The sequence below is a fragment of the Rhizobium sp. P1_E6 genome (genome assembly GCF_056405875.1).
Genome location: NZ_JBFUBG010000030.1, coordinates 25,778 through 48,526, shown reverse-complemented (window position 1 = coordinate 48,526; position 22,749 = coordinate 25,778). Strand labels below are relative to the sequence as shown.

Annotated in this window: 25 protein-coding genes; 10 read left to right on the top strand and 15 right to left on the bottom strand. The window is 59.8% G+C overall.

Annotated features, from left to right (window positions below; translation table 11 throughout):
• Positions 1–28: 28 nt before the first annotated feature.
• On the top strand, positions 29–940 hold the full coding sequence (locus AC1D35_RS16890; protein WP_113308764.1) for a sugar kinase: 912 nt from the start codon (positions 29–31) through the stop codon (positions 938–940).
• A 90-nt stretch (positions 941–1,030) separates the two neighbouring features.
• Here AC1D35_RS16890 and AC1D35_RS16885 read toward each other — a convergent pair whose 3' ends face one another.
• Positions 1,031–1,219, bottom strand: a complete 189-nt coding sequence (locus AC1D35_RS16885; protein ID WP_113297498.1) for a DUF2735 domain-containing protein — start codon at positions 1,217–1,219, stop codon at positions 1,031–1,033.
• A 423-nt stretch (positions 1,220–1,642) separates the two neighbouring features.
• On the opposite strand from AC1D35_RS16885, the gene AC1D35_RS16880 reads away from it, so the two are divergent.
• Complete coding sequence (locus AC1D35_RS16880; RefSeq protein ID WP_113308763.1) at positions 1,643–2,683, top strand: glutamine synthetase beta-grasp domain-containing protein; 1,041 nt, start codon at positions 1,643–1,645, stop codon at positions 2,681–2,683.
• 244 nt (positions 2,684–2,927) lie between these two features.
• A complete protein-coding gene (locus tag AC1D35_RS16875; protein WP_113297496.1) occupies positions 2,928–4,103 on the top strand; it encodes a glycosyltransferase family 4 protein in 1,176 nt (391 codons plus the stop codon).
• Between the two features lie 3 nt (positions 4,104–4,106).
• On the opposite strand, the gene AC1D35_RS16870 is transcribed toward AC1D35_RS16875, so the two are convergent.
• Positions 4,107–5,120: an alpha/beta hydrolase gene (locus AC1D35_RS16870; RefSeq protein WP_113308762.1), complete on the bottom strand. Its 1,014-nt coding sequence runs from the start codon at positions 5,118–5,120 to the stop codon at positions 4,107–4,109.
• A 164-nt stretch (positions 5,121–5,284) separates the two neighbouring features.
• Between AC1D35_RS16870 and AC1D35_RS16865 the strand changes: the two genes are divergently transcribed.
• A complete protein-coding gene (locus AC1D35_RS16865; protein ID WP_113297494.1) occupies positions 5,285–5,722 on the top strand; it encodes a MarR family transcriptional regulator in 438 nt (145 codons plus the stop codon).
• Positions 5,723–5,797: 75 nt separating this feature from the next.
• On the opposite strand, the gene der is transcribed toward AC1D35_RS16865, so the two are convergent.
• From der to AC1D35_RS16850, 3 genes are all read right to left on the bottom strand, one after another.
• The gene (gene der, locus AC1D35_RS16860; protein WP_113308761.1) at positions 5,798–7,222 is read right to left on the bottom strand and encodes a ribosome biogenesis GTPase Der; all 1,425 of its coding nucleotides are present in this window, start codon (positions 7,220–7,222) and stop codon (positions 5,798–5,800) included.
• Between the two features lie 16 nt (positions 7,223–7,238).
• Entirely contained in the window at positions 7,239–7,922 is a 684-nt protein-coding gene (locus AC1D35_RS16855; protein ID WP_113297492.1) for a tetratricopeptide repeat protein, read from the bottom strand.
• A 101-nt stretch (positions 7,923–8,023) separates the two neighbouring features.
• Entirely contained in the window at positions 8,024–8,620 is a 597-nt protein-coding gene (locus tag AC1D35_RS16850) for an NnrU family protein (RefSeq protein ID WP_113308760.1), read from the bottom strand.
• A 128-nt stretch (positions 8,621–8,748) separates the two neighbouring features.
• On the opposite strand from AC1D35_RS16850, the gene AC1D35_RS16845 reads away from it, so the two are divergent.
• Complete coding sequence (locus tag AC1D35_RS16845; protein WP_113308851.1) at positions 8,749–9,738, top strand: polysaccharide deacetylase family protein; 990 nt, start codon at positions 8,749–8,751, stop codon at positions 9,736–9,738.
• A 120-nt stretch (positions 9,739–9,858) separates the two neighbouring features.
• A complete protein-coding gene (locus AC1D35_RS16840) occupies positions 9,859–10,389 on the top strand; it encodes a PAS domain-containing protein (protein WP_162748479.1) in 531 nt (176 codons plus the stop codon).
• A gap of 58 nt (positions 10,390–10,447) precedes the next feature.
• On the opposite strand, the gene sbmA is transcribed toward AC1D35_RS16840, so the two are convergent.
• Together sbmA and AC1D35_RS16830 are read right to left on the bottom strand one after the other, a co-directional pair.
• Complete coding sequence (sbmA, locus tag AC1D35_RS16835) at positions 10,448–11,713, bottom strand: peptide antibiotic transporter SbmA (protein ID WP_113297488.1); 1,266 nt, start codon at positions 11,711–11,713, stop codon at positions 10,448–10,450.
• A gap of 123 nt (positions 11,714–11,836) precedes the next feature.
• Positions 11,837–13,018 (bottom strand): YbfB/YjiJ family MFS transporter, encoded by a 1,182-nt coding sequence (locus AC1D35_RS16830; protein WP_113308850.1) that lies wholly within the window; start codon positions 13,016–13,018, stop codon positions 11,837–11,839.
• A gap of 160 nt (positions 13,019–13,178) precedes the next feature.
• Here AC1D35_RS16830 and AC1D35_RS16825 point away from each other — a divergent pair, with 160 nt between their 5' ends.
• Positions 13,179–13,784, top strand: a complete 606-nt coding sequence (locus AC1D35_RS16825) for a PadR family transcriptional regulator (protein ID WP_113297487.1) — start codon at positions 13,179–13,181, stop codon at positions 13,782–13,784.
• Positions 13,785–13,828: 44 nt separating this feature from the next.
• On the opposite strand, the gene AC1D35_RS16820 is transcribed toward AC1D35_RS16825, so the two are convergent.
• Positions 13,829–14,419, bottom strand: coding sequence for a TetR/AcrR family transcriptional regulator (locus tag AC1D35_RS16820; protein ID WP_113308758.1), 591 nt, complete (start codon positions 14,417–14,419; stop codon positions 13,829–13,831).
• 189 nt (positions 14,420–14,608) lie between these two features.
• On the opposite strand from AC1D35_RS16820, the gene AC1D35_RS16815 reads away from it, so the two are divergent.
• Complete coding sequence (locus AC1D35_RS16815) at positions 14,609–15,010, top strand: RidA family protein (RefSeq protein WP_113308757.1); 402 nt, start codon at positions 14,609–14,611, stop codon at positions 15,008–15,010.
• A gap of 48 nt (positions 15,011–15,058) precedes the next feature.
• Here the strand turns inward: AC1D35_RS16815 and greA are convergent, their stop codons facing one another.
• The 6 genes from greA to AC1D35_RS16785 all read right to left on the bottom strand — a co-directional run bounded on the left by greA (position 15,059) and on the right by AC1D35_RS16785 (position 19,797).
• Positions 15,059–15,541 (bottom strand): transcription elongation factor GreA, encoded by a 483-nt coding sequence (gene greA / locus AC1D35_RS16810; protein WP_113308756.1) that lies wholly within the window; start codon positions 15,539–15,541, stop codon positions 15,059–15,061.
• A gap of 31 nt (positions 15,542–15,572) precedes the next feature.
• A complete protein-coding gene (gene map / locus AC1D35_RS16805) occupies positions 15,573–16,322 on the bottom strand; it encodes a type I methionyl aminopeptidase (RefSeq protein WP_113297483.1) in 750 nt (249 codons plus the stop codon).
• 40 nt (positions 16,323–16,362) lie between these two features.
• Entirely contained in the window at positions 16,363–17,424 is a 1,062-nt protein-coding gene (locus AC1D35_RS16800) for an LLM class flavin-dependent oxidoreductase (RefSeq protein ID WP_113308849.1), read from the bottom strand.
• 108 nt (positions 17,425–17,532) lie between these two features.
• Positions 17,533–18,039 carry a GNAT family N-acetyltransferase gene (locus tag AC1D35_RS16795; protein ID WP_113509419.1) on the bottom strand — a complete coding sequence of 169 codons (507 nt, stop codon included), beginning with the start codon at positions 18,037–18,039 and terminating at the stop codon, positions 17,533–17,535.
• 124 nt (positions 18,040–18,163) lie between these two features.
• Positions 18,164–19,426 (bottom strand): RNA polymerase sigma factor, encoded by a 1,263-nt coding sequence (locus tag AC1D35_RS16790; protein ID WP_113308754.1) that lies wholly within the window; start codon positions 19,424–19,426, stop codon positions 18,164–18,166.
• Positions 19,423–19,797, bottom strand: a complete 375-nt coding sequence (locus AC1D35_RS16785; RefSeq protein WP_113308753.1) for a YciI family protein — start codon at positions 19,795–19,797, stop codon at positions 19,423–19,425. Before AC1D35_RS16785 ends, AC1D35_RS16790 begins: the two co-directional genes overlap by 4 nt.
• A gap of 205 nt (positions 19,798–20,002) precedes the next feature.
• Between AC1D35_RS16785 and AC1D35_RS16780 the strand changes: the two genes are divergently transcribed.
• On the top strand, positions 20,003–20,965 hold the full coding sequence (locus AC1D35_RS16780; RefSeq protein WP_477939137.1) for a hypothetical protein: 963 nt from the start codon (positions 20,003–20,005) through the stop codon (positions 20,963–20,965).
• Positions 20,966–21,016: 51 nt separating this feature from the next.
• Here AC1D35_RS16780 and AC1D35_RS16775 read toward each other — a convergent pair whose 3' ends face one another.
• Positions 21,017–21,658 carry an HD domain-containing protein gene (locus AC1D35_RS16775; RefSeq protein ID WP_113308751.1) on the bottom strand — a complete coding sequence of 214 codons (642 nt, stop codon included), beginning with the start codon at positions 21,656–21,658 and terminating at the stop codon, positions 21,017–21,019.
• A gap of 117 nt (positions 21,659–21,775) precedes the next feature.
• Between AC1D35_RS16775 and AC1D35_RS16770 the strand changes: the two genes are divergently transcribed.
• The gene (locus tag AC1D35_RS16770) at positions 21,776–22,747 is read left to right on the top strand and encodes a helix-turn-helix domain-containing protein (RefSeq protein WP_113308750.1); all 972 of its coding nucleotides are present in this window, start codon (positions 21,776–21,778) and stop codon (positions 22,745–22,747) included.
• Positions 22,748–22,749: the final 2 nt, after the last annotated feature.

The following is a 22,749-nucleotide window of genomic DNA, read 5'->3' as shown; positions in this document are numbered from 1 at the left end:
AAGAGCAGAAAAAATCCGGGAGGAAAGCTTGAGCGGACGGTTTCTGTCGATCGGCGAATGCATGGTGGAGCTCTCGCAGGCGGGTGAAGGCCTGCTGCGCAAAGGCTTTGCCGGCGATACTTTCAACACCGCATGGTATGCCCGTGCCTGCCTGCCGCCCGCCTGGTCGGTCGATTATTTCACCGCGCTCGGCGATGATCCGATGTCGGACGAAATGGTCGCCTTCATGGACAAGGCCAGCATAGGCACGGACCTCATCTGCCGCATCAAGGGCAAGACGCCCGGTCTCTACATGATCAATCTGAGGAACGGCGAACGCTCCTTCAGCTACTGGCGCGACAACTCGGCTGCGCGCAGCTTGGCCGCCGATCCGGACCAGCTGCGTGAGGCGGTGGAAAGCGCCGAGGTGGTCTACTTCTCCGGCATCACGCTCGCTATCCTGTCCCATGACGACGCCGAGACGCTGCTTGCGGAAATCCGCCGTGCCAAGGCAGTCGGCAAGTTCGTTGTCTTCGACCCGAACATCCGCCCTCGCCTCTGGTCGAGCTACGACGTAATGCACGCGACGATCAGTGAAGGCGGGCGTGCCTCTTCGCTCGTTATGCCGAGCTTCGACGACGAGGCTGCCCATTTCGGCGATGCCTCCATCGAAGCCACCATTGAACGCTATCGCGGACTCGGCGCCTCGCATGTCGTCGTCAAGAATGGTGCGGAAGGCGCAACGCTGAGCTTCGCCAACGAGCAAACCTATGTGCCTGCGGAAAAGGTGGACACGGTCGTCGACACGACCAGCGCCGGCGACAGCTTCAACGGCGCTTTTCTTGCGCACTATCTGGAAAACCGGGATGCCCCGGCAGCCGCCCGCTTTGGAGCGAAGATCGCCGCCCGCGTTGTGAGCGAGCATGGTGCACTGGTGCCGAAGGAAAAGCTCGGCCTCTGATCATCCGATTGAAGCCTGCGCATGTTGCTTCTCAAGCAGCCACGCGCAGGCTCGCCCCCGCCTCAGCGGTCATTCATGTCGATTGTCAGATCAAGAATTGGGCTTCTTGTCGTCGGTCCGAACGGCCTCATCGTGATACCAGCAGCTGTCGAGCGCATCGCACACATCGGCAGCCTCACGCTCCATCATCCGAAAACGCTCGAAGCGGTTCGGCGCTTGAACGGCCCTGATGGGAAACTGATAGATCGTCGCGGATTCGCGATGGAAACCGATTGCCATGAGATAGCCTTTCTTCAGCTCGGCCTATCAACATTTACGGTCGCTACAGTAACACAATGCACATAGTTTATGCAAATTGCACAAAATATCGGCAGCATTGCCGTCGCGGACCGTTTATGCAGCATTTTCCGATAAAGCCGGCTCTGAATTGTCTAAAACTTCATCCATTTCTCCGAACGCCCGACTTCGGCTCTGGTTCCAAGCCGAAAATGGCGGCCTGAAAGGCCAATAGAGATGAACCGGCTTTGACCTCCCTCGTACGGCGTCGCACCGAAAACCGGCTCGGCCTCGTGATTCGTAAATTTTTTATGTCGGCTCACCGAACTGGCACGCTACGTGCATTTGCATAGGCAATCCCTGACGGGACGACGCACTCTTGCGTCTACCGCCGCAGGGTTCAGTTCGCAGCAGAGAGAGTCGCAGATGACAAAGTATAAGCTCGAGTATATTTGGCTCGACGGTTACACCCCGGTACCGAACCTGCGTGGCAAGACACAGGTCAAGGAATTCGATAATTTCCCGACACTCGAACAGCTCCCGCTTTGGGGCTTCGATGGTTCGTCGACGATGCAGGCCGAAGGCCGCAGCTCGGATTGCGTGCTGAAGCCGGTTGCCATCTATCCCGATCCGGCCCGCACCAACGGCGTGCTCGTCATGTGCGAAGTCATGATGCCGGACGGCGTCACGCCGCATGCAAGCAACGCTCGTGCAACGATCCTTGATGACGAAGATGCCTGGTTCGGCTTCGAACAGGAATATTTCTTCTACGAAAACGGCCGTCCGCTCGGCTTCCCGGAGAGCGGCTACCCGGCTCCGCAGGGTCCGTACTATACCGGCGTCGGCTATTCGAACGTCGGCTCGGTTGCCCGCGAAATCGTCGAAGAGCATCTCGACCTCTGCCTCGCTGCCGGCATCAACCACGAAGGCATCAATGCCGAAGTGGCCAAGGGCCAGTGGGAATTCCAGATTTTCGGCAAGGGCTCCAAGAAGGCCGCCGACCAGATCTGGATGGCGCGCTACCTCCTGCAGCGCCTGACCGAGAAGTATGGCATTGATATCGAGTATCACTGCAAGCCGCTCGGCGACACCGACTGGAACGGCTCGGGCATGCATTGCAACTTCTCCACCAAGTATATGCGCGAAATCGGCGGCAAGGCCTATTTCGAGGCACTGATGGCCCAGTTCGAAAAGAACCTGATGGACCACATCAATGTCTACGGCCCGGACAACGACAAGCGCCTGACCGGCAAGCACGAAACGGCTCCGTGGAACAAGTTCTCCTACGGCGTTGCCGACCGTGGCGCCTCGATCCGCGTTCCGCACTCCTTCGTCAAGAACGATTACCGTGGCTACCTGGAAGACCGCCGCCCGAACTCCCAGGGCTGCCCTTACCAGATCGCGTCGCAGGTTCTGAAGACGATATCGGAAGTTCCGATTTCCGGCTCCGCTTCGGCAGCAGCCTAAGTTTTATTGCGGCGCCGGCCTCCCCGCCGGCGCCGTTCTTTTTTAAGGCGCCTCGCTTTCCGCCTTTCACTTGCCGACATAATTGCCGGTCACCACGGCTGTAAGCTCCTGTAAATACTCATACAGGGCTGTAATATTTCCATCATGCACTTCCGCCAGAATAGAGCCGCGGGAATCGCCATTCCGGAAACCCGCCAGGGGTTGCGCGTTGCCAGAACTATGCGGCGCTGATGGAAATGGGGATATGCTGCAACGTCCGTCTAATTCGTATAGCGGCGAAAGCTGGGCTAGTGCGGCTGGAGCCGTGCCCGAACGGCTGGTGATCGTTACCGATGCCTGGCACCCACAGGTCAATGGCGTCGTCCGCTCCATCGAGAACACCAATCGCGAACTGGCCAGGATGGGCGTCGAAGTCTCGATGGTGACGCCCGAGCGTTTCGCAAGTATCCCCTGCCCCACCTATCCCGAGATCCGCCTGTCGGTCGCCTGGTACAGTCGCGTTGCCCGCGAGATCGGAAAGCATAAACCTTCCTACGTCCATATCGCCACGGAAGGCCCGCTGGGGCTGACGGCGCGCCGCTGGTGCCTGCGGAAGCGCATGCCGTTCTCCACCAGCTATCACACCCGTTTTCCTGAATATGTCTCGGCCCGGCTGCCGATCCCCGAAAGCTGGCTCTATGCTTTCGTGCGCTGGTTCCACAATGGTGGCGCCGGCTGCATGGTCGCGACCCCGAGCCTTGCCCGCGAGCTCTCTGCAAAAGGCATCAAAAACCTCATGCCATGGAGCCGCGGTATCGATGCCACCCAATTCCACCCGATGCCGCTGGAGGAAAAGCCCTTCGGTCTTGCCCGCCCGATCTTCATGACGGTGGGCCGCGTGGCGCTGGAAAAGAACCTGCCGGCGTTCCTCGATCTCGACCTGCCCGGTTCGAAGGTGGTCATCGGCGACGGCCCGGCGCGCGCAGAGCTGGAAGAGCGTTATCCGGATGTGCATTTTACCGGTGTGAAATTCGGTGAGGATCTGGCAAAGGCCTATGCGCAGGCCGACGTTTTCGTCTTCCCGTCGCTGACGGATACGTTCGGCAACACCATTCTGGAAGCACTGGCATCAGGCGTCCCGGTCGCCGCCTATCCCGTCACCGGGCCGCTGGATATTATCGGCGAGGAAAGCCTCGTCGGCGCGCTGGACGACAATCTGCAGGCTGCCTGCCTTGCCGCCCTGTCCGCTTCGCGGGAGAAAGCGCGCGAGCTTGCCATGCAATATTCCTGGGAAGCGGCGACACTGCAGTTCATCAACAATATCCGCGCCGCCAACGGCATCATCACGCCGAAATGGAAGAAGGCATGGCAATATGCCACCAAATCCCTTCCAAGAAGAAAGCCCGGCGAACCTGCCGGGCCTCTTCCATCCGCGGATTGACCCTTACTTGTGAAGGACAGCGCGCAGCGTGTCGTTGGCGACAGAGATGGCGCCGCGGACGGCCGGCGTCTCGGCAATCGCATTCAAGAGCACGAAGTCGTGGATCGTGCCGTTGTAGCGGATCGAGGTAACCCTCACGCCTGCCTGGGTGAGCTTGCGGCCATAGGCTTCGCCTTCATCGCGCAGCACGTCATTTTCGTCGGTGATGATAAGTGCCGGCGGCAGGCCGTTCAGCTGGTCGAGCGAAGCCTGCAGCGGTGAAGCGGTAGGATCCTTGCGCTTGGCTTCGTCAGGCAGGTAGGCGTTCCAGAACCACTTCATGGCTTCCTTGGTCAGCCACGGGCCATTGGCGAACTGGTTGTAGGAACCGGTGTCGAAATTGGCGTCGGTAACAGGGTAGAACAGCACCTGCTGGTCGATAGCAGGACCACCGCGCTCCTTGGCAAGCAACGTCACGACGGCTGCCATATTGCCGCCGACGCTATCGCCGGCAACGGCAAGCCGGCTCGCATCCACGTGGAATTCCTTGGCATGATCGGCGACGTACTTCGTCGCGGCATAGGCCTGTTCGATAGCGATCGGGTAACGGGCTTCCGGCGAACGATCGTAATCGACGAAGACGACGGCAGCCTTGGCACCGTTGGCGATTTCGCGCACCAGCCGGTCATGCGTATCGGCATCGCCGAGCACCCAGCCGCCGCCGTGGAAATACAGGATGACAGGCAGCGTGCCCTTTGCGCCTTCCGGACGAACGATGCGCAGCTTGACGCTGCCGGTCGGGCCGACCTTGATAACCTTGTCTTCTTCCTGGGCTGCCAGCTTCTTCACGTCGCCCTTCTGGGCGCCGGCGAGAATGTTGCGGGCATCAGTCGGCGAGAAAGTGTAGATCGGCTTGGAGCCGGCCAGGCTGTCGATGAATTTCTGCGTTGTCGGTTCCAGTACCGGATCGGCAAACGCCCCAATGGCGGAAGCTGCCAGGATTGCTGCTGCGGAAACTGCGGTCTTGATCGTCGACATTGTCGTGCCCTCTTGGGTTTGTTGCGTTCGTTCTGAACACGACTTTTATATCGCGCACGACTTATTATCGTGCAATATAAATTATTGCATAGCTATCATGCATTAAAAGCGGCTACGATTATTTATCGCACGATATAATATCACCAGATTCTGGAGATTGAGCCATGTCGGACCAGCTGAAACTCGATACGTTCATCTGCTTTGCCGTCTATACGGCAAGCCACGCCTTCAACCGCGTCTACAAGCCGCTTCTCGACGAACTCGGCCTCACCTACCCGCAATATCTGGCCATGGTCTGCCTCTGGGAAGAAGACAGCCAGACCGTCGGCGGCCTCGGCGAAAAGCTCTTCCTGGAATCAAGCACGCTGACCCCTCTCCTGAAGCGCCTGGAAACGGCAGGCTACATCCGCCGCGAACGCAGCAAACAGGACGAACGCGTCGTCGTGCTGCGCCTGACGGAAGAAGGTAGACAACTGAAGGAAAAGGCTGAGACCGTACCGGGCTGCATCATCGACGCAAGCGGCCGCGATGCGGATCAGCTTGGGCGGTTGCAGGCGGAGATTATCGCTCTGCGGGAAGCACTGAATAAGAGCGCGGCTTGAGGCCTATCGGCCTACCCGGCAAGGCCTACGCCGAGCGCTAACTGTTCCACTATATCAGCAAGCGTCAGAAGCGGACTAAGTCCGCCTCTTCTTGCCCTCAAACGGATTGTCCGACGACCGATAGTGGATCCGGATCGGCACGCTCGGCATATCGAAATCCGCCCGCAACCCGTTGATCAGGTAGCGCGTATAGGATTCCGGCAGTGCGTCCGAGCGGGTGCAGGACACCATGAAGGCCGGCGGGCGGGCCTTTACCTGCGTCATGTACTTGAGCTTGATGCGGCGGCCGGAAACGGCCGGTGGCGGATGCTGGACCTGCTGCTGCTCCAGCCAGCGATTGAGCTTGGCGGTCGAGATACGCTTGTTCCAGACGCGGTCCGTATCGATGATCGACTGCATGAGCTTGTCGAGGCCCCAGCCGGTCTGGCCGGAGATCGGCACGGCGCGGATGCCGCGCGCCTGCGGCAGCAGCCGGTCGGTCTTTTCGCGCAGGTCGGCAAGCACGGCCTGACGATCCTCGATCATGTCCCATTTGTTGAAGGCGAGCACGGCGGCGCGGCCTTCGCGCAGCACGAGGTCGACGATGTGCAGATCCTGCTTCTCGAAGGGGATCGTCGCATCGAAGACGATGACGACCAGTTCGGCAAAGCGGATGGCGCGCAGTGCATCAGCGACCGAAAGCTTTTCCAGCTTCTCGATCACCCTGGCCTTGCGGCGCATGCCGGCCGTATCGAACATCTTGATGGTGCGTCCGCGCCAGTCCCATTCCACAGAGATGGAATCGCGCGTGATGCCGGCTTCCGGCCCCGTCAGCAGCCGGTCTTCGCCGAGGAAGCGATTGATGAGCGTCGACTTGCCGGCATTCGGACGACCGACGATTGCCACGCGAAGCGGCTTGGTCTCGTCATAGGCGGGCTCTTCGTCTTCCTCGCTCTCTTCACCGGTCGGCTGTGGCACGTCGACATCGGTGACGGCGACATCTTCCTTCGAAGGATAAACGACATCCTCGCCGAGTGCAGCAACGATCGCGTCGCGCAGATCGAGCATGCCCTGCCCATGTTCGGCGGAAATGGGCACAGGCTCGCCAAGGCCTAGCGAATAGGCATCATAGAAACCGCTGTCGGAACCGCGCGCCTCAGACTTATTGGCAACGAGCACAACCGGCTTGCCACGACGGCGCAGCATCTCGCCGAGCGCCGTATCGACTGGCGTCAACCCGGTTTTGGCATCGACGACGAAGAGCGAGAGATCGGCCTCGTCGATTGCCGTTTCCGTCTGCTGGCGCATGCGGCCCTGCAGGCTCTCGTCCGTCATCTCTTCGAGGCCTGCCGTATCGACAATCGTAAAACGCAGGTCGATAAGCCGCGCGTCACCCGGACGGCGGTCACGGGTCACGCCGGGCGTGTCATCGACAAGCGCAAGCTTCTTCCCGACCAAACGGTTGAAAAGCGTCGACTTGCCGACATTCGGGCGTCCGACGATGGCGACCGTAAAACTCATTATTTTCCCTTAAGCCTCAGCCCTGCGCGGCGGGCGCCTTGCCGGATGCGGTGATGAGATCGAGCATCATATGGGCACGATTGGAAACATTGCGCGGACTGTCCACATCGTCGACGATCGACTGGAACCACTGGCGCGCCTGCGCCATGTTGCCAGCCTTGTAAGAAGCAAGACCAAGTGCTTCGCGCGCCGAATGACGGAAGGCATTGCCCGGTACGGCCATTTCTTCGACTGCGGCAGAAACCTGTTCATAGGTGCCGTTCTCGATCAGCAGCCAGCCGGCGCGCATCTTGGCAGCATCCTGCACGGCAGCCGGAACGGACTTATCCTTGGCGATCGCCTGGAATGATGCGATCGCGCCGGCATTGTCGCCTTTCTGCGACAGGACGGTCGCTGCACGCATGCGCGCCAGAACCGGATAAGCGCCGTGGCCTTCCTTTTCCAGCTTGTCGAGTGCGGCGAGCGCTTCATCCGTCTTGTTCTCGTCGGCAAGCTTCATCGCCGCCAGGAACTGGTCGCCGGCGCCGGAGGACGCGTTATTGTCCCAATATTCGTAGGCGACCTTGCCGATGGTTCCGAGCACGATGAGAATGGCAATGGCAATGATATAGCGGCCAAACCGGCGCACTGCGCCCTTCATCTGGTCGGAACGCAGTTCCTCGTTGACTTCACGAATGAAGCTGTCGTCGTTGAATGCCATTCTCGTCTCCGGCCGCGGATACCCATACACAGTGCAAAACGCACATTGTCGGGCCTTCTACTCCATTTTGCGGCCGTTGTAAGGGGGATATCGCAGAATCGTCACGAAGCAAGCATCGGCAGAGGTGCAACGCCGATCAGCCATTCATGAACGCGCCAGATCATCAGCGCCCAGACGACCGCGCCGATGATGACGGCGTAGAGGTCGTATTTGGCCGATACGAAGGTCGGCAACGTGATCTCGCCCCGCCTCTGGCGCCGCTTCAACGAAATGCGCAGCACCACACCCCAGGCGAGAAAAGCGGCAAACAGCAGCACGGAATAAGCTTCGCCGTTCGACAGAAGATGGGCAAGCGCCCAGATCTTCACCGACAGCACGATCGGGTGCTTGGTCTTCGTCCTGATGTGGCCGGCCGGCAGGAAACCGGAGACCAGACAGATCATCGCAATCAGCATCAGCGTGACGGTCAGATGCGCCATGCCAACTGGCGGGTTGTAAAGCAAACCGATCGGCTCGCTGCGCGCTGCGCCGAAGGCATAGATCACGAAGATCAGCGTCAGGATGCTCGCAATCGCATGGACGGCGACCCAGGCGGGCTTGCCGATCCCGTCTATCATCGCCTGCCGGAAGCCCGGAGCAACGACGCGGATCAGGTGGAGGCCGAGGAAGAGAATGAGGCTGAGGGCGAGCAGAACCATGGTGATCCGGTTTTCCTGTTTGACGGTCAGCCATGAATTACCGGCAGAAGAGGGAAATTGCCAGCAAGACCGTAGCTTCGCCGCAATTCTGTAACAGGAAAACCGCAATGCAAATTGTCGCGGTGCCCATGTTTCGTTCGATTGTTCCGGCCTCCCTCGCCCTGTCTCTGATTTTTCCCGCCGTTGCTGAGGCCGCCGACAAGCCGAAACAGCTTGTCATCGTCTCTTTCGACGGTGCTCACGATAATGCGCTCTGGCAGAAGAGTCGCGAAATGGCAGCCCGGAATGGCGCGCACTTCACCTATTTCCTCTCCTGCACCTTCCTGATGAATGAGGCAGCGAAGAAAGCCTACCAAGCCCCTCATCAGAAACGTGCAAAATCCAATGTCGGCTTCGCGCAGAGCGACGACGAGATCCGCGAACGCCTCGGCAATATCTGGCACGCTCATCTCGAAGGGCACGATATTTCCAGTCATGCCTGCGGCCATTTCGACGGGAGACAATGGAGCGAGGCGGACTGGTCGGCCGAATATGCGACTTTCAAGTCCACACTGAAGAATGCCTGGAAAAGCGTCGGCCTGGACGAACCGGCCGGCTGGCGGGATCTCGTCGACCATGGCATCAAGGGTTTCCGTGCTCCCTACCTGTCGACCGGCGGTGGAGCCGAGATGATTGCGGCCGAGAAGAAGGCCGGCTTCGCCTATGATGCAAGCCTCGTCACCAAGGGACCGGCCATGCCGGTCGAAGAAGACGGCATCATCCGCTTCGGCCTGCCGCTCATTCCGGAAGGCCCGGCTGAAAAGCCAATCATCGGCATGGATTACAATCTCTTCGTCCGTCACTCCAAGGGCGAAGAGGATTCCGCCGACAGCGCCGCCTTCGAGGCGCGCGCCTATACAGCCTTTAAAGAGGCTTTCGACAAGCAATATGCCGGCAGTCGCATTCCCCTGCAACTCGGCTTCCATTTCGTGGAAATGAACGGCGGCGCATATTGGCGCGCGCTCGACAGACTGGTGAGCGACGTCTGCCATAGGGCCGATGTCGCCTGCGTCAGCTACTCCGAAGCGATCCCTCTCATAGAAAAGCGCGGGGCGCTGCAGCAGACATCCGGGTTGTAAAGCACTCCTATGTGTTAAAAACACTGGATATTCAACTACGGCCTGCACCTATTGATTGCATCCACCTTACGCTTTGATAAGCATTGCATCATGAATGCGCGCAAACGTGGGTGGTGCGTCGTGACAGCTGTTGTGGACCTGGAGTGTCTGACTGACAAAGACGAATTCCGCAATTGTGAAACCGGCTTTTTCATATGGGATATCGTTGCCAATCTTCTTTACGGCGACGGAGCGGTTGCCGAAATGTTTGGGCTCGACTCCGCGGAAACGGCACGCGGCCTGCCGCTCGAAGTCTATGTCTCCCGCATTCATCCGGAGGATCAGCCGGCCGCCGCCAGGATCATCCATGATACGATCCTTACGCAAGAGCCGGAGCACCAGAGCTACCGCACCCGCCGCGCCGACGGTGCCTTCCATCAGGTGATGGCGTTCGGACGATGCTTCCGCGACAGGACCGGCATACCATCCCTCTACGGCGGCATCGTCTTTCCCCTCCCCGAGGAAGCGCCGGTGGCGACACCGCTGCTCGACCATTGCCTCGCCGCCTACGACATCGCAGTCAGGGAGGGCAACACGGCCGCTGCCGACCATATCCTGGAGGCATTGATGGATCTGGACTGGAAAAATCCGGGCTCCAACCGTCCGAACTGACGATCCGCCAGACTCTCAAACAGGAAGGGCCACCGCTTCGGTGGCCCTTCCTGTTTTGTCAGCCGTCGACGTGAACAGCGCCGGCTTCGCGCTCCAGATAGCGCTGATCGATATCAGGCAGCGGCTCATCATCGATAGCAGCCTCGAAGGCCTTGAGACGCTTGTGGATGGAGAGCAGTTCGATGATCGTCGACCAGGAATTGACGAGATACTGGAAGGAATTGCTGACCTGCCCGAAAGCGGTCGCGATCTGTTGGAAGATACCGTAGGTGATGGCGCCGGCGACGAGGGTCGGAGCCATGAAGAAATAGACGAAAAGATTGTCCGCCTGCAGGTAAAACGAGCGGGCAACATTGAAGTACATGTAGTGGAAGTACAGCGTGAAATAGTTTCTCCGTACCCTTGAGAACAGTTCCTGGACCGTCGGCGGTTGCGCCCGGTCGGCATGGTCCTCGCCGTAGACCAGTTCCTTGCGGTAGGCCGCTTCCACGCGCTGGTTCTTGAAATTCAGCCCAGGCAGTTTGATACCCGCGAAAGCGAGCAGGACGGTGCCGAAAGCCGACCAGAAGATAGCCAGCCAGAAGAGGGAATTCGGCACTTCGCCGAGTATCGGCAGGCTCGTCACGTAATGTGACAGTGCCAGCATGATCGGCAGGAAGACGACCAGCGTCATCACCGAATTGATCAGGTTGATGCCGAGACCTTCCAGGGTGCTGGAAAAGCGCATCGTGTCTTCCTGTACACGCTGGGATGCGCCTTCGATGTGACGCAGCTTTTCCCAATTCGCCATGTAGAAATTGTTCATCGCCGTCCGCCAGCGGAAGATATAATGGCTCGTGAAGAAATCGGTCATGATCGATACGAACATGGCGAGGAAGGCGATCTGCGCGAAAACCAGAAACAGGTCGTAAAAGTTCTCGACTGTAATACCCGGCTTCTTCGCCAGCGCGTTCTGCAGCAGGTCGCCAAATGGCCGCCGCCAATTGTTGATCACGACCGAGATCTGCACACTAAAATAGGTCACGAAGATGATTAGCGCCGACCCCCAAATCGACCATATCTTCCAGGGGTGGCTCATCGCCTTGATGTGCCAAGCGCCGCAAAAGATCAAAGCGCTCGCCAGGAAGTAGCCGTAAAACCAAAGGTTCTCCGGCAACAGGAAAAACGAGAGATCGATCGGCTGTTGCTCTTCAGGAACCGGCGCAAATCCAAGCGAAGCACCGAGATCGGCGGCGAAGAAATACCAGCCTAAAATCGCAGCCAGCGTCCAGATTGTGAGCGAAGTAAAGAACGCCTTTGGCTGGGGAAAGAAGGAATGAAACACGGGGAGCTTTGCTTTCCTGAACTGGAGTCACGGAAGAGTGGCGAACCACTGATTGCCCGGAAATTAAGGCAGTTCGAAGAAAGCGGCAATGGGTTCAACCCATTGTTACGCACTTGTAACCACTTATGGGATTTTCTTCATCACCGGCATGACCAGCAGTGCGCAGAAAACCAGCACGATCGCTGCAATAACGGTCGGCAGCACGAAATTTCCCGTTGTCTGCGCAATCCAGCCGGCAACGACAGGACCGATGATCTGGCCGACGCCGAAGGCCGCCGTCATCAGCGCCAGGATGCGGCGCGGGCTTTCGGGTGACAGTCTGCGGCCGATCTGCAATCCATAGGCAGTGATGGCAAGAAACGTTGCGCCGAACAGCGCGCCGCCGATCAGCGGCGCCACCGAATGCGGCAGTTCCACGGTTGCGAGCACGCCGATCGCCTCGATGATGAGCGCCGCGACATAGACGCCGCCAAGCCCAAGCAAGCGTACGAAGGGCCTCCAGATGAACAGCGCGACCGTGGCCGTCAGCCCCGCAATGAACCAGCAGAGGAACTCGACGATCGGCCCGGACGCGCTCGCGCGTGCGATGGCGACAAGGAAGGTGGCGGTAATGACATAGCCGAAGCCGAACAAGCCGTAGGACAGCGTCAGCAGCACCATCGGCCGGCTCCAGATCAGTGCTGGCTCCTTCGCCTGCCCCGTATGCACCGGCGACTTCGGCAGCAGTGCCCAGACGATAACAAGGCTGACCAGGCAAAAGAGCGCTCCACCGATCCAGTCTGCGCGCCAGCCGCCGGCTGCATCGTTGAAGACATAGCCGAGCGCAAGCACCATGACGGAGGAAATCGCGATCCCCGCCCCTGGCCCACCGAAATGTATTGCCTGAACGTGATCATTATTCGCAGCCGCCCCATGGCTCAGCACGATTGCCGAACTGAAGACCAGCGTGAAGGCGCTCGCCATGCCCGCCAGGAAGCGGATGACGGCAAAGAGCAAGACGGAATCCGTCGCCGCCATGGCGGCCAGCAGGATTGCAGTCGCAAGCAGCGACAGAAGCGCTACCAGCCGCTCGCGCCCCGCAGCCCACCCATAGGCGGCGAGAACCGCGCCGACGAGATACCCAACGAAATTGGCGGAAGCGATGAAACCCGCGTCTGCGGCCGAAAGCGGCACGCCGACCATCATGCCCGGCAGGATCGGCGTGAAGGAAAATCGCCCGAAGCCCATGGCCGCCGCCATGGCAATGGCGCCTGCAAGCGCGGCGGTGAGGAGATTGACCGGGCGGTCGTTATTCGGAGCCAACATGGCGCGTTTATCGCGCTGCAGCATGACCGCCACAAGTGAGTAATTCTGATGGATGCTTCAATTTCGCGAACAGGATTTCCGCACTCTCTCTTGAAAGACATATCTTACGATATATATTTACGACATAGTGAACGATACATCTGATACGAAGGAGTATGTCATGAGAGGCTTTCGAGGCGGTTTCGTCGGTGAAGCGATGCGCATGGGAATGGGCCGCAGGTTTTCCGCGGGCGAATTGCAGGTGATCCTTCTGGCGCTGCTGGAAGAGCGTCCGCGTCACGGCTACGAGTTGATCAAGACACTGGAGGAGCGCTCCGGCGGCTTTTACGTGCCGAGCCCGGGCGTCATCTATCCGGCCCTCACCTATCTGGAAGAGACCGGACTGGCGGAAGTGGAAAACGAAGGAACGAAGAAGCTCTACAAGATCACCGAGGCCGGCCGTCAGAAGGTGGAGGAAAACCGCGCCATGATCGACCAGGCGCTCGCCAAGTTGGAGCGCATTGCCGAGGGCATGGCCTTCGTCAATCGCATGTTCGACCCCGATCAGCATCAGGGTGGAGGCGGCGGCCGACACCGTCGTGACGAGGAGGATGACGATTTCGGCCGCGACGACGGCAACATCCGCGCTGCCCGCCAGCTGCTGCGTTCTGCACTGCGGATGCGTCATCCCTGGTCGGCAAGCGAAGCTATCAGGATTTCCGGGATTTTGGAGCGTGCGGCCATGGAAATCCTGCAAGGCGGCAAGACCGACCCGCAACGGGATTGAAGCCACATCGACGATTGGCGGCGTGAACCGCCGCCTCGTCAATGTCAGGTCTTGAGCAGACCACTCGCGAGACCGCGGAAAACCTCGACGACCTTCGCAAGAAGGCTGTGCGGATCCTCCGCGGCGGCGATCCAGAGCGCGGCACTGAGCGACGCTCCATTGAGCAGGCGGGCAGCAGCTTCAGCATCGACAGGCTTGACCGTGCCTTCGTCGATCAGCGCCTGGATGGTCTGGGTTGTCGTGCGAAGGCAGGCATTCTGACTGGGCCACTGCGAGGGATCGCCGAGCACCGCCGGCCCGTCGAGCAGCATGATGCGCTGGATTTCCGGCTCCAGAGCCATTTCGATATAGGCGGTATATTCCGCCAGAAGGCCAAGCCAGATCGTTTCGGCCCGGTCGCGCTCGATGCGCAACCGCTCCCCCATTTCGCCGTCGATCTGGTCGATCACGGCCTGCAGCAAACCCTTCTTGTCACCAAAATTATGGTAGAGCGCCCCGCGTGTCAGCCCGACATCGGCGGTGAGATCATCCATCGAAGCTCCCGCATAGCCTTTGACGGCGAAAGCCTTCCGGGCAGCCTGTATAAGCTTCGCCCTCGTCTCCTCCATCATCTGCGCCCGGGTCTTTGCGGCCATCACCATCTCCCAAAATACACATACGTTGCGTATGTGTATTGACATACGCAACGTATGTCTGATTATATCCGCATACGGAGCGTATATCAATCGCTCCGGATAGCGGGCAGCCCATTCCCATAAATGCTCACCTCTTTCGACGAACGAGAGTTCGGAGGCGGTGCCGTTTGTCTAGACAGGAGTAAAACAATGACCAAAAAACGTGATGCAATCTTCCCCGCAGGCCGGCAGGCTCTTTACGAGATCAACCGCTACTCTGCGGCGATCCGTTCAGGCGATCTGCTCTTCGTCTCCGGCCAGGTCGGCAGTCGTGAAGACGGTTCTCCCGAGCCCGACTTCGAAAAGCAGGTACAGCTTGCCTTCGACAATCTGAAAGCAGTGCTGAAAGCTGCGGGCGCCACGTTCGACGATGTCGTCGATGTCACCTCCTTCCACACCGATCCCGAAGCGCAGTGGCCGACGATCTCTGGTATCAGAATGAAGGAAATCGGCGAGGCGCCCTACCCGAACTGGACGGCCGTCGGCGTGAACTGGCTGGCCGGCTTCGATTTCGAGATCAAGGTCATCGCCCGCTTGCCGCAAGTCGCCTGATCTCAAGGCGGTTAACACGAGCGCCGTACGTCGAGCACGCACGGCGCTTTAGGAAATCTCGATAATCTCAAGTTCCTGATCGCCGACAGCGACGACATCGCCGACGGCCTTGCCCATGAGAATGCGGGCCACGGGAGCGACGTAGGAAATCGATCCCGCCTTCGGGTCGGCCTCGTCCTCTCCGACGATGCGGTATGTCTGGACCCGGCCATCATCGCGGCTGAAGGTGACCGTGCTTCCGAAGGCAACGGTATCAGTGGAGATCGGGTTGGAGACGAGTTGGGCCGTGCGAATTCTTTCGGCAAGGTAACGCAGATCGCGCAACGGGCCAGACGTCTGGCGTCGGCGCTCATTGACGTCCTCGATAGTGCTCGCAGCCTCATAGGCCTGGCGCGCTTCGTGCACCTGCAGTTCCAGCGCCTTCAGTCCGGTTTCTGTGACGAGATTGGGATGAGGCGAAATCGCGCGATCGGGCAGCAGCGTTTCCGATGCGGTTTCGGCACTCTCTTCCTTGGTAAAGGCAACAGCCATCTCGACCTCCAAAAGCGAGGGGTGATCCCCCTTAAGCCGCCAATGTCAGAATAATCGGCCCGTTGCGTGTTGCAACGACGGTATGTTCATACTGCACCGTCGGGGCCTTGGGATCGGCATAGAGCGTCCAGGCGTCATCCCCGCCTTCCGCCCATGTTGCGCCGAGCGACAGGAAAGGCTCGACGGTAAAGACGAGACCTTCCGTCATCATGCGCCGTTCCGACGGATCGGGCCAGGTGGAAAGCTCGGCCGGCTCCTCATGCAGCGAACGGCCGACGCCGTGGCTGGCAAGATTGGCGACAAGTGTATAGCGGTTCTTCTGCGCGAAGGCGCCGACGGCATTGCCGATCTTCGCCAGCGGCTCGCCGGCCTTGATCTGGTTGAGGCCAATCCAGAGCGCCCGCTTTCCGTCGCGGCAAAGCTTCTCGATCTTCGATTTAGACGGTGGCACCGCGAAAGAAGCGCCGGTATCGGCAAAGAACCCGTCCTTTTCCGCCGACACGTCGATATTGACTAGATCGCCCGGGCGAATGATCCGCGGGCCGGGAATGCCGTGAGCGATTTCCTCATTGACGCTGATGCAGGTCGCGCCCGGAAACTGATAGCAGAATTCAGGCGCCGAGCGCGCACCGGCATCTTCCAGCACCTTGCGGCCGATCTGGTCGAGCTCCAGCGTCGTCATGCCCGGCTCCATCGCCGCCGCCATCACCTGTATGGCATTGGCACAGATACGGCCGATATCCTTGAGCTTGGTAAGTTCTTCGTCGTTCTCGATAACCATAGACCGTTCCGGATTTTACCCGAGAGCGACAGGCTCTGCGTCAAGCGGTGGCTTTCGCGCCTTCGGCAGCCTCAGTCAATGCCTTTCTGACGATCGGCGCCACTTTTGTACCGTAGAGCTCGATGCCGCGCATGATCTGGTCGTGCGGCATCAGGCCGATCGCCATCTGCAGCAGGAAGCGGTCGTTGCGGAAAACCTTGTGGGCGGCAATGATCTTCTCGGCCACCACTTCCGGATCGCCGAGGAAGAGATTGCCGGTCGGGCCGCGCGACATGTCGAAATGCGCCCGGCTCGTCGGGCCCCAGCCGCGCTCGCGGCCGATGCGGTTCATCACTTCGGCCTGCGGGCCGTAGAACTGGTCGGCAGCGGCCTCTGTCGTATCGGCTATGAAACCGTGCACGTTGATGCTGGTCTTCAGCTTCGCCGCATCCTGCCCTGCCCGGCGAGCAGCCTCCCGATAGAGATCCAGCAGCGGCGCAAAGCGCGGATATTCGCCGCCGATGATGGCGATCGCCACAGGCAAGCCGAGCGCACCCGCGCGGGCAACGGATTGCGGCGTACCGCCTACCGCGATCCACAGTGGCAACGGATCCTGCAGCGGCCGCGGATAGACGCCGCGTCCCTGGATCGGCGCGCGGAGCTCGCCCTTCCAGTCGACTATCTCGCCATCGCGSAGCGCGAGGAGAAGATCGAGCTTCTCCTCGAAAAGCTGGTCGTAATCTTCGAGATTGTAGCCGAAGAGCGGGAAGGATTCGATAAAGGAGCCGCGTCCCGCCATGATTTCCGCACGGCCGTTGGAGATCAGATCGAGCGTCGCAAACTGCTGGAACACCCGCACAGGATCGTCGGAGGAGAGAACCGTGACGGCGCTGGTGAGCCGAATATTCTTCGTCTTCGCCGCAGCAGCAGCCAGCGCAACCACAGGTGCCGAGGCCACATAATCTGGCCGATGATGTTCGCCGAGCCCGAAGACATCGAGCCCGACCTGATCGGCAAGCTCGATCTCCTCGATCAGATGCTTGATCCGCTCGGCCCCTTCCACTCCCTTGCTGCGGGACGGATTGGGGTTGACGTCTGCGAATGTATAAAGACCCAGTTCCATGGTCGGCATCCTGTTGAATTCAGCCTCGAGATAAGGACGCCGCGAGTGAAGAGCAAACAGAAATTCTGGAACGATAGCTTCGAGAAAATCGATAGCCGGAACACCTCGTCAGCATAGCCGCGGTTCGGCCAGAATACCCATGATCACCACGTCCTGATAGTCGCCATCAAGCATGATTGCATTGCGCAATACACCCTCATACTCGAAACCGGATTTCTCGTAGAGACGAATGGCCCGCTGATTGGAGGCATTCACGCTGAGCTCGATCCGGGTCAGCCCGATGGACCATGCCGCGGCAAGCGCCGCCTCCATCAGGCGGCTGCCGATGCCCTTCCCGCGGTAATCGGCAAGCATTCCCATTCCGAGCATTCCGGCATGCAGCGCATTGAACTCGGTATTACGCCTGACATCACACCAGCCGACGACGCTAACGCCATCGAGCGCAACGAAGTGCGGATTGCCCCGCTCCATATTCTCAAGCACGAAGGCCCTGCTCCGTTCGATCGGCGGCGCGTCTTCGCGCGCCAGATATTTCCGTTCCCGCGCAACAGCACCGAGAACGTGGTGATACTCGTCGATAGTATCGACGGTGATTGGCGCGATGGAGATGGTCATCCGAAATTCCCTGCTGAAATGACGCCACCCTATGGGCAAAAGAGCGGCTGCACCAATTCAACCTGGTTGCGGATACCAGCAGCGAATGTGATGAATTGTCGTTTCGATCGAACAGGAAACGAGACTACGTTCTCGCGACAGGCTGCGCCGCCTCTTCCTGCATCTTGTCGATCTGCCGGCGGATATGCGCAGCTTCCGCCGCCGAGTGCGCAAGCGCGATGGCGCGATCGAAGGCTATGCGCGCCGGTGCAATGCGGCCGAGCTGCTTCAGCAAATTGCCGCGCAGGCCATGATAATAGAAATAGCCGTCGAGTTTCTCGCCGAGTGGCTCGATGAGATCGAGCGCTTCCTGGGGTCCATTCAGCTTTGAGACCACGACCGCGCGGTTGAGCGTTACCACGGGTGAAGGCTGGACACGTTCGAGCGCACGATAGAGCAGATCGATTTCCACCCAGTCGGTATCCTCGGCGCGTTTTGCGCGGGAATGGACGGCAGCAATTGCCGCCTGCAGCTGATAGGGACCGGGCTTGCGGTGACGCAGCGCCTTGTCGAGCAGCGCCAGCGCCTCGTTGATGAACGGCCGGTTCCAGAGCGAGCGGTCCTGATCTTCCAGAAGCACGATCTCGTCCTCGGTGTTGAAGCGCGCCTGCCGGCGGGAAATCTGCAGCAGCATCAGAGAAAGCAGCCCCATCAGTTCCGGCTCGGCGGGGAAGATGTGCAGCATCAGCCGTGCCAGCCGGATCGCCTCGTCGCTGAAGGCGGCCGCCTCCTGCTTGGGATCGGCCTGGCTGTAGCCTTCGTTGAAGATCAGATAGATCATCGTGCTGACGATCACCAGCCGCTCGGCCCTCTCCTGCGGGCTCGGCGTTTCGAAAGGCACCCCGGCTTTCGCCACCCGCGCCTTGGCGCGAGTGATACGCTGCTCCATGGCGCTTTCGGAGACGAGGAAGGCACGCGCGATCTGCGTGACCGACAGGCCCGAGACGATGCGCAGCGCCAGTGCGATCTGCTGGGTGGCCGGCAGGTCCGGATGGCAGCAGATGAAGAGCAGCCGGAGGATATCGTCGCGATAATGGGAATCGTCCAACCGATCGGCGATATCGCTTTCGGCGTCCTCCGTATCGGAAATCTGGTCCTCGTCGGGCAGGGCCTGGATCTTCGCCCTCTTGCGCACCGCATCGATGCCGCTGTTGCGGCCGACGAAGATCAGCCAGGCCGTCGGGTCACGCGGCGGCCCCTTTTCCGGCCATGTCCGGATCGCCCTCAGGCATGCCTCCTGAAACGCCTCCTCCGCCGTATCGAGATTGCGGAAATAGCGTAGCAGCGCGCCGAGCGCCTTCGGCCGGGCCGAGGCAAGCGCGAGGTCGATCCAGGCAATGTCTGTCATGATGCGGTCTCTCCCGGCCTGAAGGTGTAGAACGGCCGAATTTCGTAAGAGGTGGAACCCGGATTGACCGCCGAAAGCTCTTTGGAAAAGGCAATCGCGTCATCAAGCGTCTCGAAATCAACCGTGTAGAAGCCGAGAAGCGCCTCCTTGGTTTCCGCAAACGGGCCATCGACCACAAAGGCCTCGTCCTTGCCCTTGCGCACGGTCGTTGCCGTCGTCGTCGGCATCAGCCGGCCTGTCGGGCCGAGCTTGCCGGCAGCGGCGAGCGGCTCGATCACGGCATGGAGATTTCCCATAACGGCAGCCTCTTCCTCCTCGGTCCAGGCGAAGACGGTTTCTTCATTGGCGTAGCAAAGGATTGCGTAAAGCATCGGTAGCTCCTCTTTCCGAATGACGAATGAGTAACCGCTTGGCCGACAGGGCGCATCAAAAAATTGCGGATGGTAAAACGAGTAATTCTGATGGAAGCGGCCCGATTAACTGTGCGCACGGGCTCGGCAATCGCCGCCATTGAGTTGCCCGATTTGGTCCCGAGAGCTTTGCGCGCTTTCCATCACCTTTCTATTCGAGAACCCCATGAACAAATCTCAGAGACTTCTCGTCGCGCTCGCCACCCTCGCCCTGCCGATGCAGGCTGCCCATGCCGCCTCCGCTCCCGAAAACTTCCTCTATATGGGCTCCGGCGATCTCGCCGCCGCAAAGGCGAAGCTCGCTCGGCCCGATATCGGTGGCGTGCAGGTCGTCTATAATTGGAAGGGGTTGGAGACGGCGAAGGGTCAGTATGATTTTTCGGCAATCGAGCAGGATCTCGCCATTGCCAAGGGGCTGAACAAAAAGATGTTCATCCAGGTGCAGGACCGCTTCTTCAATCCGAAGGCGCGCAACATTCCGGACTACATGCTGACCGAGCCGGAATATGACGGCGGCCTGACCCCGCAATTCGACAATCCCGGCGAAAACAAGYCGGTCGGTTCCGGCTGGGTCGCGCAGCAGTGGAACCCGGCCGTTCGCGAGCGATATCAGGCGCTCCTGAAGGCACTTGCCGAAAAGTTCGACGGTCAGATCTACGGCATCAACTTGCCGGAAACGTCGATCGATCTCGATCCGAAGCACGAGCCGAAAGGTTTCTCCTGTGACGCCTATTTCTCGGCCGAGATGGAAAACCTCGCCTTCGCCCGCAAGGCGTTCGAAAAATCGCTGGTCGTGCAATACGTGAATTTCTGGCCCTGCGAATGGGAGAACGACCACAACTATATGGGTCGGCTCTTCGATTTTGCGGAGAAGAACAATGTCGGCCTCGGCGGTCCCGATATCGTGCCGAACCGCAAGGCGCAGATGAAGAACTCCTATCCCTTCTTCAACAAATACAAGGGCAGGCTTTCCTATGTCGGCCTCGCCGTCCAGGAGCCGACGCTGACCTACAAGAACCCGCTGACCAGGAAGCCCTTCACCAAAGAGGAGTTCACCACCTTCGCGCAGGACTACCTCGGCGCAAACGTGATCTTCTGGAGCACGGCGACACCCTGGCTGAAGAAGTAACGAGAACAGGCAGGCGGCATCGAAGCCGCCTGCCTGGAGTTTTCGAATACTCTAGCCGACCCAGGCAGAGTTGCGGATCACACTGCAGAAATTGCCTCTGTGGAAATGTGGATCCTTGTCGGCCAGCACATCCGCCTTCACATTGCCGAAGGTCGTTTCCGGCTTGTGCTTGATGCCTTCGTAGAAGGTCTGGAGGATATCCTCTTTAAAATGCGGCGTGCGCGGATGCGTATGCACCACAGCTTCGCGATCGGTGTCATGGAAACCGTGATAATCGATGCCGAGCACGTCCATCTCCACGCCCGCCGTCACCAGCGCCACGACCGGATGCATGTGCTGCGGAATGCCGGGTGTCGTATGCAGCGCAATTGCCGTCCAGACCGTGTCGATATCACCCTGCGAGATGCCGTAACTCCTGAGGAAATCACGAGCGGCATTGGCGCCATCGACCTCGAAACGCTCATGCTCCGAACTGTGCTGATGCGTCAGTCCCATGTCGTGGAACATGGCACCGGCATAGAGCAGTTCAGGGTCGAACTTCAGCCCACGGCGCTTTCCCGAGAGTGCGCCGAAATAGTAGACCCGGCTGGAATGGTGAAAGAGCAGCGGCGACTCCGTGTCCCGAACCAGCGCGGTGATGTCGCGTGCCAGCTTGCTGTCTGGAATGCTGATATCGCCAATCGTCAATGTCATCGTCTTTCTCCTTGATGGTGGATGTCAGGGAGAGTAAAAGCGGCCCACAATGGCGGCAATCGACGCTATCCGTCATTTTCTGCCAAAACCATTCCGCCGCGGACATGAGGCCGTCAGATGAAACCCAGGAACATCGCCATCCTTGCCGTTCCCGGCGTCCAGCTTCTGGATGTCTCCGGCCCGCTCGACGTCTTCGCCGAGGCTAATGTTCAAAGCGGCACGGAGGCCTATTGCCCCGTCGTTATCGCCACCACCCATGGCCATATCCGCAGTTCCTCCGGCGTGAGGCTGGTCGCCGACTACACGATCGAGGATGAGATCGGTCCGCTGGATACGCTGCTCGTCGCCGGCTGCCCGAATGCGGCCGAGATCGAACCCGATGCAAAACTGCTGACATGGCTCGGCAAGACCGCACCGAGGGCCCGGCGTTACGGCTCAGTCTGCAGCGGCGCGTTTCTGCTCGCGGCCGCCGGGCTGCTCGACGGCCGACGAGTAACGACCCATTGGGCCGTCGCGGAAAGGCTGCGTGAAGCCTATCCTTCCGTCGCCGTGGAGGAAGATGCGATCCACGTAGCGGATGGTGAACTGAGGACCGCGGCCGGAGTTACGGCCGGCTTGGACCTCGCCCTCTCCCTCGTCGAAGAAGATCTCGGCCGTGACGTGGCGATGCGCACGGCAGCCCAACTCGTCATGTTCTTCAAGCGTCCGGGCGGCCAGATGCAGTTCAGCCGCAAGGGCGAAGCAGCCCCTGCGGGCCGTTCGGCATTGCAGGAGGTGCAGCGTTGGATCGCCGCCAATCCGGCCGTCGACCATAGCGTGGCGGAACTCGCCCGCCGGATGGAACTCAGCCCCCGTCATTTCGCCCGCCTCTTCCGCGAAGAGGTCGGGATGACACCGGCAAGCTGGGTCGAATCCAGTCGCATCACGGCTGCCCGCCGGTTGCTCGAAAGCGGCCATGCGCCGAAACAGGTGGCCAGCGAATGCGGCTTTGCCGACGACGACACCCTGCGCCGCGCCTTCACGCGCCATCTGGGCGTCACACCTGCGGAATACCGCAAGCAATATGCTCATATGAACCCGGTGACCTAGCG